This window comes from Bacillus multifaciens, assembly GCF_030756675.1.
GTDB classification, from domain to species: domain Bacteria; phylum Bacillota; class Bacilli; order Bacillales; family Bacillaceae_G; genus Bacillus_A; species Bacillus_A multifaciens.
Genome location: NZ_JAVBXD010000059.1, coordinates 1 through 17,682, shown reverse-complemented (window position 1 = coordinate 17,682; position 17,682 = coordinate 1). Strand labels below are relative to the sequence as shown.

Genomic DNA, 17,682 nt, shown 5'->3' with positions numbered 1-17,682 from the left:
ATAAAAACTCTCCTCGCTTCATTTCATTCACGAGGAGAGTGTATCGAAATTTTTAGTTTTTGTCTATTGACTAGATTGTTTTTCAACAGCATGAAAACTAAGAGAAGAATTTTCTCTTAGTTTTTTTGTTGTATAAATGTTTCTAAGCGGTCACAGCCTTCTTTCAACATTTCCATGCTAGAAGCATAAGAAATACGAATGTACCCTTCACCGTATTCAGAAAATGCTGAGCCGGGAACAACGGCAAGTTTCGCCTCTTTCACAAGTTCCATTGCAAAATCAAAAGAAGAGGAAGATAAATCACCGATATAAGGAAAGAGATAAAATGCGCCTGTTGGTTTTTCGACAGTTAATCCCATTTGTATAAGACGGTTGTATACATAATCAAGGCGCTTTTTGTATTGATGACGCATCATACGGGGAGCATCTTTTGCTGCTGTTAATGCTTCAATTGCCGCATACTGGGCAATTGAAGTTGCACATGTAACGTTATATTGATGAACTTTTAGAATTTGACTTGCCAAGAAGTTTGGTGCAAATAAAAAACCGATGCGCCATCCAGTCATAGAATGAGATTTTGCTAAACCGTTAATGACAATTGTTTTGTCGCGCATTTCTGGGAAACTTGCAATAGATATATGTTTATCCTGATATACAAGTTCACTGTATATTTCATCGGAAAGAACGAAAATATCTTTATCTTTTAATACTGCTACAATTTCTTCGAGTTCTTTTTTGGACAACGTTACACCAGTTGGATTTGACGGATACGGTAGTACGATGCAACGAGTTTTGTCTGTAATTGCTTCTTCAAGTGCTTTTGCTGTTAAGCGAAAGCCCGTTTTACGAACGTCTACAAAAACAGGTTTTGCACCGCAAAGGCGAATAATCGGTTCATACCCTGGATAGACAGGGGCTGGTAAAATTACTTCTGTTCCTTCTTCCAAAATGGTACGAAAGGTAATATCGATTGCTTCGCTTGCCCCGATAGTGATAATTGTTTCATTCTCAGGAGAGTATACTAAATCATAGCGTTCTTTTACAAAATTACAAGCCGCTTGCCGAAGCTGTATTAAACCGGCATTATGTGTATAGGTTGTAAAGTTTTCTGTAATAGCACGTTTAGCAGCTTCTTTCACTAAAGAAGGTGTTGGAAAGTCAGGTTGTCCGATTGTGAGTGAAATAAGATCATCATATTGTTGAATCATGTTAGAAAATTGACGAATTCCAGAAATTTGAATATCCTTTACGCGAGGGTTAATAAATTGTTCCATTTTGTCTCCCTTTCTTCCGTTGCAAAATTTATTTTATTTTATCATATTTATCATATAATCGCTTTGAAAAGCTACAAATAAAAAAGGCCGCTAAAGCGACCTTTTGTTTAATAACCGTATTCCCAATCGATTTCGTCTTCGCTCCAAAGAACAGAGGAAACTTTTCCTAAATATACTACGGAGTTATTTACAGAGCATGTGCAATCATTTGTGCCTGTTCGCTCTTGTAATTCTTCATATACCGATTTCTCAACATTTTCTAATACAACAAGATTTTCCTCGTTTAAGACAAGCGCAGTTCCTGTCATTTTCTCTTCCTCCAATCGAATTCTTATCCTGTATTTATTGTATATGGCACATGGACAATTTGATACATGGTTTACAATCATTTCGAAAAGTTGTAACACTTGTGAATTAATTTTCACAAATTATTTACGGAAATGTTTAGAATAATCGAAAAAATAAAACAAAATTGTCAATAAAATGATATAATCATATCAAAATGAATATAGGGGATGAGGGGATGGGACTTATCCGTGATTTAATGATTCAAGTTGCTATCATCATTTTGCCGCTATTTTTGTATGAAGCAATTCGTTTAAATCGTTATCAAAGTATGAATCAAAAGCCCAATCGCTATTTTATTGTATTATTATCAACAATTACACTTATCCTTTCGATGACATATCCGATTTGCGTTTGGGAAACTTGTAATTATGATTTTCATCAAATCTCAATTATTAGTGCATTTTTGTATGGTGGTGTGGTTGGTATCATTCCAGCAATAATCGCTATTTTATACGATGGGTTTCTCAATGGTTTAAGTTGGTTTCGTGTACTAGAAGTTATTTTTATCTCTGTCATTCCTTTTTTATTGTCTAATAAGTGGAGTACATTTTCGAGACATAAAAAAATAGTTTTATCTTTTATGTTGGCATCTTTTTATACTCTGATTTCTTTAGGATTTGAAATATTTAGTTTGTTATTTGGGAAGGGATTTACACCAATGATATCTTATTTATATAGCGAATACATATTTGCTTCATTCATTATGATCATGACGATGACCTTCCAAGTTTATTTAACAGAATATTTATATGAAAATGCAATGTTACGAACCGAAATGCAAAAGTCTGAGAAATTAAATATTGTTAGCGAGTTAGCAGCGAGCGTAGCACATGAAGTTCGTAATCCACTTACAGTTGTACGCGGGTTTATTCAATTATTGCAAAGTACAGAAGATGTGAGAAATAAAGAATACATGCATCTTGTTTTAGCAGAATTAGACCGAGCAGAACAAATTATTTCAGATTATTTAAATTTAGCAAGGCCGCAAATTGATAAGAAAGAACATATTTGTTTATCAGCGCAGCTTATTGAAATGACTACGTTAATGTCTTCATTTGCTGCAATGAGAGGCGTATATTTACAAGTTGAAATTGCAGAAAATTTATATACGATAGGTGATAAAACAAAATTAAAACAAGCAATTATGAATGTCGTGAAGAATGGGATCGAAGCAATTCAAGAAAATAAAGGATATTTAAAGGTAACTGCATGGCAAAAAGATGAATCTATCGTTATTCGTGTCAAAGATAGTGGTGTTGGAATGACGAAAGAACAGCTGGCTAGGCTTGGACAACCATATTATTCATTGAAAGAAAAAGGAACAGGGCTTGGATTAATGGTGACATTTAGTATTTTGCAAGCTCATTGTGGTACGCTTGTATATAAAAGTGAAATAGGAAAAGGCACGGAAGCGATTATTACATTACCAGATGCAATGCAAAACATTATACATAAAGATTAAAAGTTACCAAGGTATGGTAACTTTTATTTGTTTATTTCTCCTGTTTTTTCAGATTTAAAACGGACGAATAAACTTTTAAAAGATTTAAAGAAACTTTGTTCTTGCGAAGCGGCAATTAATCGTTTTGTTTCTTGAATTTCTCGAATTACTTGCATGAGTTGGACATCACGATTACTTTCTTTATTATAAACTTGATTCATTAGTTTGTTCATTTTTTCTTCTTGTTTGGATTCTCTTTTATACATATGATTCATGAGTAGATCCATTTTTTCTTTTTGCAGTGCATCAGTATCTGCGGCATGATCCACAAGATTTTGCAGCATCTCTTCTTGTTTTACCTCTTTTACATATACTTGGTGTATTAATTCATTTAGCTTTTCATCTTTTAAACGATTTTGCGTTATAAGGGTAGAATTTTGATGAATAATGGCTTCGTTTAATTGCGCGAGCATATCTAATTTGTGCATGAATTCTTCAAATTTTTTGCTTTGTTCATTCAGTTGCAGGTCGTTATTTTCTTTTGCAATAGTAGGAGGCGCTGCTGGAGATTCTTCCTCTTTTAGTATGAATGCGATTGTTTCCATGATATTTTCTTTCAATGTAGCGGCTCGTTCGTGAATCAGTTTTAATATTCGTAAATCATCCATTTTATACGTACGAGATTGAGCTGTTTTATCAATAAAATAGCCGTGTTGTTCTAAAAGTTGGCTATATTTGCGAACTACATTTTTGGGGATCCCCGTTTTATTTGTGACATCTTTCGTTTTATATGTTCCATTCATGACATTTCCTCCCTAAAAAGTATCATGTATATCAATTCCATTTCTTGTTTTGTACTTCCTTTGAAAAAAAATGTCGGAAGGTTGAAAGTTTTCTACATGATTAGTGGAATGCTGCATAAAACAGCATGTTTTTGATGGAAAAGAAGATAGGAATATAGAATAATGTCTGAAAACATAAGAATGTAAGATTTGTTATAATGACAGGAAGAAGAGGAGAAACGTTCCATATTAGCGGCAAGAAAATGGAGGACTTAGTCTAGATGAAACAAGTTAAAGGTATTTTAATTACAATCGTTGCAATCCTTTCGTTATTAATTGGTGTATACGAAATTTTGAAAGCACCGAACCAAGGGAATAAGAAAGATGCAGCATACGACCAGATTCTAGAGTTTCCGAAAAAACAATATCCGGAAACAGGAAAACATATTGCAAATGCAATACAAGAAGGACATTCTACAATTTGTACGATTGATCGAAAGGGTGCTGCAGATAGAAGGAAGCAATCATTAGCTCCATACCCGCCAAAGAAAGGATATGATCGTGATGAATGGCCGATGGCGATGTGTAAAGAAGGTGGAAAAGGAGCACATATTGAATATATTAGCCCTTCAGATAACCGGGGAGCAGGTTCTTGGGTCGGGAATCAATTGGATCAATATTCAGATGGAACACGTGTAAAATTTATTGTGAAATAATAAAGTGAAACTTTAATCAGTGGGGGCCCCCACTGATTATTAGTTGAACCAATCGGGCTTTTACGGACAGTTCCCCCGCCTATCTTCTTCGATTCTCTCAATATTGAGGTAGGGGTCTTACTGTCCGTTAATGCGGGATAAATGATCTTGTATGTAAGGAGTGAAAGGGATGGAATTAACAATTTCCTATTCGCAATTCATGGTGATGAATCACGATATGATACCTCCACATGTAGACTGGACGGACAAGGATTTTGAAAGAGGCTATACTGAGGCTGGAGGAACGATTATATTTGAAGCATTATCTGACTATACGTGTGAGATAGTGGTATATGCCCGGAAATTTGTAGAAAACAAAGAAGCGGTACGAATCGTATCAGCTCCGTTTACAGTAATACAAGAAGGGGTGTTTATAAGCAGTGTATTAACAAATAAACTTCACTTCATTGTTCCTTCAGGGGATTACATAGTAACTATGCAAGCAGTTCCTTTAGAAGAACCTTCGGCCGATGACTTGTACAAAATAAAATATGAATTGTTTTTTGAAGAGAACTAATATAAATTCAAATTGAAAACCGATATAAAAATCACTCTCTTTTTTAAGGAGGATGAGAATATTTGGCCTTGCATGTAACGGTTCTGTTATATTCTGCATTGCACTGATTTATAAAATAAAAAACTACTGCCCAAGGGGCGGTAGTTTTCTATTTTATTCCGCTATTCGAGGACAGTAAAAACCCGATTGGTTCAATTAATAATCAGTGGGGGATGAAGAAAACCCCCACTGATTAAAGTTTTACTTTATTATCGCGCACTTGTTTGTAAAAGTTGACGTGCCTTTACAGCTGCTTTTACCATATGTTCTAGTGCAGGAATAACTTCTTCTGTTTTTCTTGTTTTTAATCCGCAATCAGGATTAATCCAGAAGTATTTTGGATCACACACCTTTAATGATTGCTCTACAATTACATACATTTCATCTATACTTGGCACACGTGGACTATGAATGTCATATACACCGAGGCCAATTCCTTTTTCATATGGGTGTTCTTTTAGTGTATGAATAAACTCCCCGTGGCTTCTTGATGTTTCAATAGAAATAACATCTGCATCAAGTTGACGGATTGCTTCAACGATATCTTCAAAATTACTGTAGCACATATGCGTATGAATTTGTGTTTCATTTTCCACTGAAGAAGTAGAAAGGCGGAATGCTTGGACAGCCCACGTTAAATATGTTTCCCAATCTTTTTCTTTTAATGGCATTCCTTCGCGTAGTGCAGGCTCATCAACTTGAATGACACGAATACCGGATGATTCAAGTAATTTAATTTCATTGCGAAGTGCCAGAGCAATTTGATAAGCAACTTCTTTTCTTGAAATATCATTTCGAACGAAGGACCAATTTAAAATTGTGACAGGACCAGTTAACATACCTTTCACAACTTTATTCGTACAACTTTGTGCAAATGCTGTTTCTTTTACTGTCATACCATTAATAAATGCAACGTCACCATAAATAACAGGAGGTTTCACGCAGCGGGAACCGTACGATTGGACCCAACCGTTTTTCGTAAAGGAGAAGCCAGCAAGTTTTTCGCCGAAATATTCTACCATATCTGTTCGTTCAAATTCGCCATGAACGAGGACATCAAGACCGATTTCTTCTTGATATTGAATCCATTTTTTCGTTTCTTCTTCAATAAATCTTTCGTATTGCTCATTTGAGATATCGCCGCTGCGCCATTGTTTTCTAGTTTGACGAACTTCATATGTTTGCGGGAAGCTACCGATTGTTGTTGTTGGAAGTAATGGTAGATTCAGAGCTTTTTGCTGTAAGTTATAGCGATTTTCAAATGAAAGAGGACGAGAAAAGTCTTCCTCTTGTAATGTTGAGAGCGTAGATTGTACATCTTTACGATTACGATCTGCCGAAGTGCGAATTGCTTCATGCGCACTTCGATACGTTTGTAATTCATGAGAAATACTTTCTATTCCATATACGAGAGCTTTTTGTAAAATAGTAAGTTCGTCTAATTTTTGATTTGCAAAAGCGAGCACATCGTATAATTCGTCTGCAAGATGTGTTTCATTCGTCTTGTCAATAGGAGTATGGAGTAAACTACAAGACGGTTGTACAATCCATCCTTTCGGTTGTACGGCTTCTTGCAATGTATGGAAAAGAGAGAGAGTTTCGTCAAGGTTTGCTCTCCAAATATTACGGCCATCGATACAACCGAACCCTAATACTTTATCGGATGGGAATCCATGTTGTAGTAAGGCGCGCAAATTGCCCTCTTTACCGTGTACAAAATCAAGTCCAATCCCAGTAACCGGGAATGAAATAATATCTTCATAGTTTTCTTCTATACTGTCAAAGTACGTTTGTAGCATAATAGATACATTTGGAACAGCTTTACGAATTGTTTCATATAATTTTTTGGCAATGCTAACTTCTTGTTTTGATAGAGAAGTAAAGATTGGCTCATCGATTTGAACCCAGCGTACGCCAGCATCTTGTAATTCTTGTAACAATTGAATGTATGGATGTGTTAATTTTTGTAAAATAGTTGTAAATTGTTCTTTTTTATAACCTTTGGCTAAACTTAAAAACGTATAAGGTCCTAATATAATAGGCTTACCGTCAATGCCTAGTTCTTGTTTTGCTTCTTCATATAAACGAAGTGGACGATTTTCTTTAAGGGAAATATGTAGATTTTCCTCATATTCTGGAACGATATAATGATAATTTGTATTAAACCATTTCGTCATTTCAGAAGCAACGTAATCTTTTGAACCGCGTGCCATGCCAAAGTATACGTCGAGTTCTGATGTATGCTTTGAAAAACGAGATGGGATAAACCCGAGCATATATGCTGTATCAAGGACGTGATCATAATATGTAAAATCACCGATTGGAATGAGATCGATTCCTTTTTCTTGTTGTACTTTTAGATGTTGAAGGCGAATCTCTTTCATTTGTTTCACAAATTGTTGTTCATCCACTTTTTTTGCCCAAAAATTTTCTAAAGTTTTTTTCCATTCGCGTTGTAATCCAATTCGTGGATACCCTAAGTTACTTGTTAAAAGTGTCATTGTAATTTCCTCCCTAAATATAAGTAAGCATTTCCGTATACTCGGAAATGCTTTTAACGAAAAGTAGACATAGAAGCAGAACATACTTCTCTTTCGTTAAAAACACCTCCTCATCATCCGTGAGTCTATCAGTGCCGTTAAAATAGGCAGGTCTCCTGGCTCATGCATCGGCGATTTCGATCACCTTCCCGTTTTCACAGTGGTATACAGAACGAAATCTTTGCATTTACAGTGGCGGGACCGCGTTGGCTTTTCACCAAACTTCCCTTTTAAACACGAAAGTATTTTTCCGTGTACCTATCTCCTTTTGGAAAGGAATGTAACTAGCGTATATGATATTGAAACAGATTTTATCATAATTTTCCGAAAAATGTCTACTGTTTTTAAAAATAAGATAATTAATTTTATTAAAATAAAAAATTTTCTAAATGCCACCACCAATGTGATGGTGGATATGTTTGTGAAAAGACAGAGGAGGAACGCTGTATTCGTTTATATATATCGTGAGCGTGATGAAAGAGTAATCGGTCATAGGAGAGTAGTTCCAGTTGTTCATTTGGGTGCAATGTATGAGATAGAAAAGCAATTTCGCTGCGAAGTATGAGTATGTATAAGATTTGTTTTTGTAAATAAGAATGGTAGTATACGGAGAATCCATATTGTTTAATTAAAAGATCCTTCATAACATTTCGCCTCCTTTTTATATTTGTATTGTAATGAAAAAAGAGTGGGGTTACAAAAAGGTAAAATGGAAAAAATCCTTCAGAAAATCCGTTTTTATGAATAGAAAAAACAGCCACTTTCAGTGACTGTTTATCCGTTTATTAGTCTAATTCTGTATTGATTTTTAAAAGTTTTCTTCTCGGCAGAAACATGATCAATAAGATTTTCCCAAATATAAAGCTGTACCGGGGAAATGTTAGCTCACTTGTTTTTGTTTCTTGTTTGTTGGTGCAACTAATCGGTCCTTTCCCATTAATAAGATGCATATAATGCTAAGCGAGGCAGGAATAAGTGCCCATAAAAATGTATCAGCAATTGAGTTTGCTAGCGCATCTTTAATGCCATGTAAAATTTCTGGTGGTATTTTTTCAGTTGCATTTGGAGATAATAAGAAACTTGTATCGCCGCCTTTTGGAGCCATTTTTGCTAGTTCTGGTGGGAAAATAGATTTTAGTTTATCTGTAAATGCATGATTTTGAATGGTACCAAAAATTGTTACACCAAGTGTCATACCAAGTGAACGGAAGAAAGAGTTTGTTGATGTTGCAGAGCCTCGTTCTCTCATACTTAAATTATGAATAGAAGCCATACTTAAGACAGAGAAGGAAAACCCAACGCCAAAACCAGCTAAAATCATAAAGACTGTTACCATTGCGCGTGATGTATCCATAGTTAATGTACTTAATAAATACATGCCAAGAATAAAGAAAATACCAGAGATCGTCATAATGTTACGATAAGTTGTACGCGTTGTTAATTGCCCGCCTATTTGACTTCCGATAACAGATCCTACCATCATTGGCGTTAAAATGAGGCCAGCATTTGCTGCAGATCCACCAAGAACACCTTGTACGAAAATTGGAATATAAACTGTGCAAATAATGAACGTTGCACCATAGAAGAAAGCAACGCCTTGACTTGCTGCAAATAAACGTTTTCGGAATAAATGGAAAGAAATAATCGGTTCCTCCACTTTTCGTTCAATAAAGAAAAAGATAATAAGCATAACAGTAAATGTAGCAAATAAGCTAATGATTACACCTGAATCCCAGGCGTACTTTTTACCACCAAGTTCTAAAGCAAACATAAGACAAATGATACCAATAATTAAAGTAATGGCACCTGCCCAATCAATTTTTTGTTTACTATATTGTAAAGATTCTTTATAGTGTTTTGTAATTAAAAATAACGAGATAATTCCTAATGGGATATTAATATAAAATACCCAGTGCCAACTAATATAGTCGGTAATATAAGCACCTAGAAGCGGACCAAACACACTTGATGTTCCAAAAACAGCTCCAAATAGTCCTGTCATTTTACCGCGTTTTTCTGCTGGGAAAATATCATACATAATTGTAAAGGCAATTGGCATAAGAGCGCCTCCGCCAATACCTTGGATTGCGCGATATATACTTAATTGTTCAATGCTAGATGCAGTGCCGCAAAGAATTGAACCAACTAAAAAGAGGACTAATCCTCCTATGTAAAAACGTTTACGCCCGTACATATCCGATAGTTTTCCGAAGATAGGCATCCCAGCCATAGTAGCTACCATATAGGCAGAAGTAACCCATACAAACTTATCAAATCCGCCTAAATCACCTACAATGGTAGCCATTGCAGTAGCAACAATTGTATTATCCATTGCTGCTAATAGTATTCCAAGTAACAATCCAGTTACAACGAACTTTGTATTACTTGCTTGCTTTTCAGTTATTTGTTCCTCCAAGCATAGCCCTCCTTTGTATACTAATTAATAAAGTGAAGCTTTCATTCGTATTTTTTCATCCCTACCGAAGGTTAAAACGGGATAAATTATATTATAGTCAAATTTGACTAAATCACAAATAATTTCATTCAGTAAAATTATTTTGCCGTCTGTATGAATCTTTTAGTCAAAGATTACATATTTTCATCAATAGAAGAGTTTTTATTTAGAGTTAGTAGAGAATAATGGCGTACAAGAAAAAGCTGTACATGATGTACAGCTTTTTTAGAATGATTTTTTCTTTTGTTTATCGAATACTATATAAAGTAAAGAGTTAAAAAACGATAAAATTTTGAGGGCTGTTAATGGAAGAAATAGAAGTAACAAAGCTATACATTCAATATGAGAATGAGGTGAATTTGTATGGTGAAATATTGGAGTGAGTTAGAGAACAAAAATGGGTTTACTTTGCGTATAAATCCCGTTTTATGGTCAGGGAGTACGGACAAAGATTTAGTTTATAAGCAATGTATCCCTCGTATAGAAGTGACACTTACTATGTGTAATATGAAACAAACCTCTACCTTTTCAAATGCTGTTTATTATGGAATTAAAGATATAATTGCAATTCAAATTGAAGTAGATAATCAAGGAGAAGAGGCTGTTTCACGCATATTTGTCAGTCATATGATTAGAGATCAGTTATTGTATGTACCCAATACTTTAACATCAAATAATGGGGAAAATGAATTTCTATTTCAGCTTGTCCGCTGGCGCATAGAGAACTTATTACCGAAAGAAAAGGCACGTTTAGTATGGCAAGTAAAAGCTGAACGTAACGGTTTATCACCTTCTTTGCCACTGCGTGCTACTTATACATTTGAACATAATCATCAAGTGTATGGACCATTGCAAACAAAGGAGGCTATGCTGATAGAAGTGACGTAAACATTTCTTGTATAGGCGGACGAAAACATCTCGTCATGCTTAGAAGTGGTTATGGCCTTTCTTACTAAACGCAAGAATGAACAGAAGTACAAGTCATGTATTCATCTGATAGCATGTTGAAAAATTAAAGTGAATTTATATATAAGTATAAATGAAATATAAAGGGAAAATTAGTGGATTATTATTTTGAAACATTTTTTGCAGTTTTGTTACAATATATTATGGATTTTGTGACAACCCCCTTTAAAAATGTAGTTAATCGTCATATAATTAATGATGGACGTATCAGTACATTTTGCACAATGATTTCTCATTAAAAGTGTAGAGTTGGAAAAATCTCTACACTTTTCCTTTTGAAGATATTTGGAGAAAAAATTATTATATAAATTCATTCTGATTTTTCAACATATAAGCCGCTACTATACATGGTTAGATGCTTTCATCTATATAAAAAGATTGTGGTTTTTATGTCGTTTTTTCAATTTGTATTTATATATTGCGGATTCATTTATGCTGTGTAAAATGAAAAAAGTAAAGGTATATAGAAAAATAGAAAGGAAATGATAGAATGGTAGACGTTTCGAACCGTCGCTCCACAATGTTTAAACGCTTGGGTATTGCTTTTATCGCAATTTGTGTTGTAGCGGTAGGTTTTTTTATGTTTCAATCCATTACTTCTCCTGCAAGAGCAGTTGCAAATCAAGAAAATACTGTTCAGTTTGCAAGTGAACAACCCAAAGTAGAGATGAAAAAAGAAGTACCAGAAAAATATAACGGTCAAATGCGTAAAATAGTATACTTAACATTTGATGATGGGCCTAGTGAATATCAAAAGGAAATATTAGATATTTTAAAGAAGAATAGTATAAAGGGAACATTCTTTATGATTGGTGGGAATATTCCAGCTCATAAGGATAGCGTAAAGCGTTTAGTAAAAGAGGGACACTATCCAGGTGTTCATAGTATGACGCATAATTATAACAAACTGTATAAAGAAGGTAAATTTGTTGAGGAAATGAAACAAGCTCAGGATATTATGAAAGAAGTAACAGGTATTCATCCGAACCTTGTTCGTTGTCCATATGGAAGTATGCCGGGTCTTACTCAAGCGTTGCGTGATCAAATGACGTCTGTTGGTATGAAAGAATGGGATTGGACAGTTGATTCTTTAGATTGGAAATTACCAGGAAATCCTAATGGAGTCATTCAAAATGTTGTTCCTCATGTTAATAAAGAACGAGAAGTCGTTTTAATGCATGAAAAGAAGCAAACAGTGGAAGCGTTGCAAACAATCATTGATGATCTTCGTAAAAAAGGATATGACTTTGAAGTATACGATGAAGCAAGTCATTTTTCATTAAATTTCTGGCATGATAATCGCATATAAAATTAGGAGGAATTGAAGTTGAAATATAAAAAAGTAGCAATAGTAACAGCTATATCAATGAGTTTACTTGCAGGTTGCTTCGGACCTAAACCAGAAGAAGAGTTGTACGTAGCATTTGAGAATGCTGCCAAAAAAGAAAAACCAATCTTTGATGATGCGAAAACATTAGAAACATTAGAAAAGCAAGGACAAGAATTATATAACCAGATTGTAAAAGACGGAAAAGATAACAATCAAGTGGTAAAAGAGAAGGTAGATCAAGCTGTAAAAAGCGTTACTGATCGTGAAAAAGTGTTAGATAAAGAAAAAGAGACGTTAGAAAAAGCGCAAGCAGAAACAAAAGATGTTGATAAATATGTAAAAGATCTTAAAGATACAAAGTTACAAGAACAAGCAAAGAAAGTACAAGATGCATATAAAGGTCGCTATGATGCCTTCAACAAGATGTATGATAGCTATAAAAAATCATTAAAACTAGAAAAAGAATTATATACAATGTTGCAATCGAAAGATGAAAAATTAAAAACGATTAGTGAAAAAGTAAAAGTTGTAAACCAATCTTATCAAGAGATTGATGCTCCCAAAAATAAATTTAATGAATACACAAAGCAGTATAATGAAGAAAAACTATCTTTCTACAAGCAAGCAAACATTAAAATAAAAGAAGATAAAAAATAAAGAAGCTTTGGCCAAAAGGCCAAAGCTTCTTTATTTTTTTGTGTAAGTACGACGATACCAAGGAATGGATTCGCTTAACTTTTTTTCTTGTTGAAATGCCTCTTTCCCAATATACTGCTGGAGCATTTTTTTAGCAGAGGTTAAGGATAGATGAGTTTTTGGATTTCGATATGCACAATCAAGGTTGCCGAGATGTGGGAGGTTACGAAAATCTTCTTTCGTAGGAGGGATATGGAAGTAATAATTACCTGCTCGGACAAGAACGTCAGATTGTTGCTGGCTAAACCGTGGGTTTTTGGAAAAGTGTAAACCTTCTTTCGTAGCTTGTTTTTCTGCAATTAATCGTTCTAAAGCTGTTTTTTTTAACCAATATAAATATTTCGGATTTGTAGCAGATTTTGCATGTCGGTTGACACTGAAAATTGCTTCAGCAAGCTGGTGAACCGAAAATTGATTATAGGAACGAGACTGGGGTTGTGAAGATTTCATCTTAGCACTCCTTTCCTGTCTACATTATCATAATTCGATAAAAGTTAGCAATTTTTCTATGCAGAAAACTAATATAAGTATTTTCGATATTAATGCAATGTTGTGACAAAAAACAACTATTTTGTATAATATATAAATACAAATTGAAAAAACGAGATAATGATACATAGAAAAGGATGACGAGAGCGTTGAAAAACCAATATGGAATTATTGATATCGGATCAAACACAATGAGATTAGTTATTTATGAAAAACAAAGCGGTGGCTTTTACAAAGAAATTGAAAATACAAAGGTAGTCGCTCGTTTACGGAATTATTTAGTAGATGGTTCCTTAAGCAGAGAAGGAATTCATATATTATTACACACTTTGTTGCAATTTCAAGAAAGTACGCGGTTTCATCAGTTACATAAAGTATTGTGCGTTGCAACGGCAACAGTTCGTCAGGCTAAAAATCAAAAGGAAATTAAATGTCTTGTTGAAGAGAACACTGATTTTAAGCTTCGAGTATTGTCAGAATATGAAGAAGCACGCTATGGATATATAGCTGTTACCAATTCTACATCTTTCAGAGAAGGGATTACTGTTGACATTGGAGGAGGAAGTACAGAAGTTACGTATTTTCAAAATCGAGAAATTGTAAACTACCATAGTTTTCCGTTTGGGGCGCTGTCATTAAAACAACAATTTTTTCGTTACAATACACCAACTTCAGAAGAACTTGAAGAGTTAAGAAGATATCTGTGGTATCAATTTCAATATTTTCCATGGATTAGAGGCAAGAAATTACCGCTAATTGCAATTGGAGGTAGTGCGCGTAATATGGTGAACATTCATCAAAATCTTATTTCTTATCCAATTTCTGGATTGCATTTATATAAGATGAAGCCAACTGACATTGAATATGTGCATGAACATTTATTAAAGCTTCCCTTTGTAGAATTGCAAAAGTTAGAGGGACTTGCTAAAGATCGCGCAGATACTATTATTCCGGCAGTAGAAGTGTTTAGGATGTTAACAACTATTATAGAAGCCCCGTCCTTTGTATTAAGTAGAAAGGGACTACGCGAAGGTGTATTTTATGAAGAATTAGTAAGTTCACTTGGAATTACTTATTATCCAAATGTAGTGGAAGAAAGCTTACATTTATTTTCTCATGAATATGAGATGGACATGAGCGTTGTGATACAGCTTATAAAAAATGCGACGATGATTTGTAAGGAAATAGAAAAAAATGAGGTTGTTTCTTTCGAGAAAGAAGATTGGACTGCACTGCATAGAGCGGCAAAAGTATTTAATATTGGAAAGTATATTGATGAAGAATCAAGCAGACAGCATACGTTTTATTTACTAGCAAATAAAACGATAGATGGCATGATGCATAAAGAACGAATTAAATTAGCATTAATTGCATCATATAAATCGAAGTTGTTGTTTAAACAATGCATTGAACCGTTTGCGGGGTGGTTTGAAAAAGACGAACAAAGAAAAATCCGATTATTAGGAGCGGTATTACAATTTTCAGCAGCCTTAAATGTAACGAATCGCAATCTTATCGAATCCGTACGTATTGTAAAAAGAGAAGGTGGACTTGATTTTTATATTAATTGTAAGCAGTCAGCTCTATCTGAAAAAGTACAAGCAGAAAAGCAGAAAAAGCAATTAGAGAAAATTTTAAAAGTGAACATTGATCTGTATTTTGATGAAGAATGTTAAGATGTACGGACTTCTTTACAAAAATTTTACATTTATCCCAGTAAAAATTTGTTAAAATAAATATAACTAAATTATATTGAGAAAGCTTTAGAGGGAAGTGTGAAGGGAATATGGAAGCGATGAAAAATAGTCTTATAAACTTGAATGATACAGCTTATTATAACAATCGTGAATTAAGTTGGCTTGCCTTTAATGAACGAGTACTACAAGAGGCACAAGATGACAGTAATCCATTATTAGAGAGATTAAAGTTTATTAGTATCTTCAGCTCAAATTTAGATGAATTTTTCATGGTACGTGTTGCAGGACTAAAAGATCAGGTGAGGGCTGGATTTAATCAACCAGAAAATAAGGCGGGATTTACACCGAAAAAACAATTAGAAAAAATTTCATCTAAGGCACATGAATTAATGCAAGTGCAGTATGACACTTATCAAAAAGTTTTACTTCCTGCACTGCAGGAAGAAGGAATTGAACAGTTGTCTTTTCATGATTTAACGAAAGAACAACGAGAATTTATTGAAGAATATTTTGATGAGCAAATTTTCCCCGTGTTAACACCTGTAGCAATTGATGCGTATCGACCGTTTCCTATGTTATTAAATAAAAGCTTGAATTTAGCTGCTATTTTATATGACGAAAGACAAACAGTAGAAGAAAATCGGACAAAGCTTGGCATCGTTCAAGTTCCATCATTATTAGAACGTTTTATTTTTTTACCAAATGAAGATAATAAGCAAAAATTTATTTTTTTAGAAGATGTGATTAGTAACTTTACTCATAAATTATTTACTGGATACACAGTATCTTCTGTTACGCGTTTTCGAATTACGCGTAATGCAGATTTAACAATTCATGAGGAAGGCGCACGTGATTTATTGAAAGTCATTGAGAAAGAATTAAAAAAACGAAAATGGGGAGCGGCGGTTCGTTTAGAAGTAGGAACGGATAATTTAGATAAAAGAGTATTGTCTCTATTATACGAAGTGTTAGAAGTGAAAGATGAAGATGTATATATGATTGGAGGCCCGCTTGATTTAACGTGCTTATTTGCGCTTTATAAAAAGTTAGCATCTACATATGAACATCTAATCTATCCTGCATTTATTCCGCAGCCATCTCAAGATTTAGATGATGAAGAAGATATATTTGAAAAAGTGTTAGAACAAGATGTTTTATTACATCACCCATTCGAGTCGTTTCATCCTGTCATTGATTTTGTAGCAGACGCAGCTGAAGATCCAGATGTATTAGCAATTAAACAAACACTATACCGTGTGAGCGGGGATTCGCCTGTTATTCAAGCTTTAAAAACAGCAGCAGAAAACGGGAAGCAAGTGACAGTACTTGTGGAATTAAAGGCTCGTTTTGATGAAGAAAATAATGTTCAGTGGGCAAAAGAATTAGAAAAAGCAGGTTGTCATGTGATTTATGGTGTTAGTCATTTGAAAACACATAGTAAAATTACGCTTGTTGTAAGGCGAAAGCATGGGAAAATTGAAAGATTTGTTCATTTAGGAACAGGGAACTATAATGATGCGACAGCGAAATTATATACTGATTTTGGCTATATTACATCGCGCAAAGATTTCGGAATTGATGCAACAAACTTTTTTAATTATTTAAGCGGATATACAATGAAACCACATTTTCACCGTATATCTGTTGCCCCGTTTGATATTCGTCAGCAATTTATTGAACTTATTGATGAAGAGATTCGTTATCATAAACAATATGAAAATGGCTATATTATAGCGAAAATGAATTCATTAACAGATAAGCCGCTTATTCAAAAATTATACGAAGCATCGCAAGCGGGTGTGAAAATTGATCTCATTGTGCGGGGGATTTGTTGTTTGCGTCCTCACATTCCAGGTGTAAGTGATAATATTCGCGTTATTAGTGTGGTAGGTCGTTATTTAGAGCATAGTCGTATTTATTATTTTCACCATAATGGAGAGGAAAAAATATTTTTATCTTCAGCTGATTGGATGACGCGTAATATGGAAAAACGTGTAGAAATTTCATTTCCTATTTTAGGATTTGATATGAAAATGCGAATTAAAGATGTTTTACAACTTATTTTGGACGATAATGTAAAAGCGCGTGAACAAAATGAAGGCGGAGAGTATCATTATGTGGTAAGGGACCGTATAGAAAATATTGAAAGTCAAGTGCAGCTCTTTCAAATGGCATATACACACACCGAAGAAGAATGAAGTAAAACGGGAATTCTTTATAAATATAATTTGAAAAAATGACATAAAAACCCCCTTTTCTTTTAAAGTGTACCCTTTGTAAAGGACATTTTAAAAAAAGCCTAGGCAGTTTTAAGAAGATGATTCCTGAATTGAATAGGGCTCATCTTTTTTAA

At 34.2% G+C, this 17,682-nt stretch carries 15 protein-coding genes and 1 riboswitch; of the genes, 8 read left to right on the top strand and 7 right to left on the bottom strand.

Annotation, left to right across the window (positions count from 1 at the left end; all coding sequences use genetic code 11):
- Positions 1-116: 116 nt before the first annotated feature.
- Positions 117-1,274, bottom strand: coding sequence for an aminotransferase A (locus tag Q9306_RS23020; RefSeq protein ID WP_306202721.1), 1,158 nt, complete (start codon positions 1,272-1,274; stop codon positions 117-119).
- Positions 1,275-1,381: 107 nt separating this feature from the next.
- Positions 1,382-1,582, bottom strand: a complete 201-nt coding sequence (locus Q9306_RS23015; RefSeq protein WP_098916366.1) for a hypothetical protein — start codon at positions 1,580-1,582, stop codon at positions 1,382-1,384.
- 215 nt (positions 1,583-1,797) lie between these two features.
- On the opposite strand from Q9306_RS23015, the gene Q9306_RS23010 reads away from it, so the two are divergent.
- A complete protein-coding gene (locus tag Q9306_RS23010; RefSeq protein ID WP_306202720.1) occupies positions 1,798-3,084 on the top strand; it encodes a sensor histidine kinase in 1,287 nt (428 codons plus the stop codon).
- A 23-nt stretch (positions 3,085-3,107) separates the two neighbouring features.
- On the opposite strand, the gene Q9306_RS23005 is transcribed toward Q9306_RS23010, so the two are convergent.
- The gene (locus Q9306_RS23005) at positions 3,108-3,866 is read right to left on the bottom strand and encodes a DUF3967 domain-containing protein (RefSeq protein WP_306202718.1); all 759 of its coding nucleotides are present in this window, start codon (positions 3,864-3,866) and stop codon (positions 3,108-3,110) included.
- A gap of 260 nt (positions 3,867-4,126) precedes the next feature.
- Between Q9306_RS23005 and Q9306_RS23000 the strand changes: the two genes are divergently transcribed.
- Both Q9306_RS23000 and comJ read left to right on the top strand, forming a co-directional pair.
- On the top strand, positions 4,127-4,561 hold the full coding sequence (locus tag Q9306_RS23000) for a NucA/NucB deoxyribonuclease domain-containing protein (protein ID WP_306202715.1): 435 nt from the start codon (positions 4,127-4,129) through the stop codon (positions 4,559-4,561).
- A gap of 169 nt (positions 4,562-4,730) precedes the next feature.
- Entirely contained in the window at positions 4,731-5,117 is a 387-nt protein-coding gene (gene comJ, locus Q9306_RS22995) for a competence protein ComJ (protein WP_306202713.1), read from the top strand.
- A 248-nt stretch (positions 5,118-5,365) separates the two neighbouring features.
- Here comJ and metE read toward each other — a convergent pair whose 3' ends face one another.
- The 3 genes from metE to Q9306_RS22980 all read right to left on the bottom strand — a co-directional run bounded on the left by metE (position 5,366) and on the right by Q9306_RS22980 (position 10,112).
- Positions 5,366-7,657, bottom strand: coding sequence for a 5-methyltetrahydropteroyltriglutamate--homocysteine S-methyltransferase (gene metE, locus Q9306_RS22990; protein ID WP_306202711.1), 2,292 nt, complete (start codon positions 7,655-7,657; stop codon positions 5,366-5,368).
- 128 nt (positions 7,658-7,785) lie between these two features.
- Positions 7,786-7,973: riboswitch (cobalamin riboswitch) on the bottom strand.
- 91 nt (positions 7,974-8,064) lie between these two features.
- Positions 8,065-8,340 (bottom strand): hypothetical protein, encoded by a 276-nt coding sequence (locus Q9306_RS22985; protein WP_306202709.1) that lies wholly within the window; start codon positions 8,338-8,340, stop codon positions 8,065-8,067.
- A 236-nt stretch (positions 8,341-8,576) separates the two neighbouring features.
- On the bottom strand, positions 8,577-10,112 hold the full coding sequence (locus Q9306_RS22980; protein ID WP_306202707.1) for an MDR family MFS transporter: 1,536 nt from the start codon (positions 10,110-10,112) through the stop codon (positions 8,577-8,579).
- A 402-nt stretch (positions 10,113-10,514) separates the two neighbouring features.
- On the opposite strand from Q9306_RS22980, the gene Q9306_RS22975 reads away from it, so the two are divergent.
- The 3 genes from Q9306_RS22975 to Q9306_RS22965 all read left to right on the top strand — a co-directional run bounded on the left by Q9306_RS22975 (position 10,515) and on the right by Q9306_RS22965 (position 13,104).
- Positions 10,515-11,039: a hypothetical protein gene (locus tag Q9306_RS22975; RefSeq protein WP_306202705.1), complete on the top strand. Its 525-nt coding sequence runs from the start codon at positions 10,515-10,517 to the stop codon at positions 11,037-11,039.
- Positions 11,040-11,607: 568 nt separating this feature from the next.
- Positions 11,608-12,426: a peptidoglycan-N-acetylglucosamine deacetylase gene (locus Q9306_RS22970; protein ID WP_489670934.1), complete on the top strand. Its 819-nt coding sequence runs from the start codon at positions 11,608-11,610 to the stop codon at positions 12,424-12,426.
- Between the two features lie 57 nt (positions 12,427-12,483).
- Positions 12,484-13,104 carry a YkyA family protein gene (locus Q9306_RS22965; RefSeq protein WP_306202723.1) on the top strand — a complete coding sequence of 207 codons (621 nt, stop codon included), beginning with the start codon at positions 12,484-12,486 and terminating at the stop codon, positions 13,102-13,104.
- 30 nt (positions 13,105-13,134) lie between these two features.
- Here Q9306_RS22965 and Q9306_RS22960 read toward each other — a convergent pair whose 3' ends face one another.
- Complete coding sequence (locus tag Q9306_RS22960) at positions 13,135-13,593, bottom strand: YkyB family protein (RefSeq protein ID WP_306202703.1); 459 nt, start codon at positions 13,591-13,593, stop codon at positions 13,135-13,137.
- Between the two features lie 176 nt (positions 13,594-13,769).
- On the opposite strand from Q9306_RS22960, the gene Q9306_RS22955 reads away from it, so the two are divergent.
- Positions 13,770-15,308 carry a Ppx/GppA family phosphatase gene (locus tag Q9306_RS22955; protein ID WP_306202702.1) on the top strand — a complete coding sequence of 513 codons (1,539 nt, stop codon included), beginning with the start codon at positions 13,770-13,772 and terminating at the stop codon, positions 15,306-15,308.
- A gap of 110 nt (positions 15,309-15,418) precedes the next feature.
- Positions 15,419-17,527, top strand: coding sequence for an RNA degradosome polyphosphate kinase (locus tag Q9306_RS22950; RefSeq protein ID WP_306202700.1), 2,109 nt, complete (start codon positions 15,419-15,421; stop codon positions 17,525-17,527).
- Positions 17,528-17,682 lie beyond the last annotated feature (155 nt).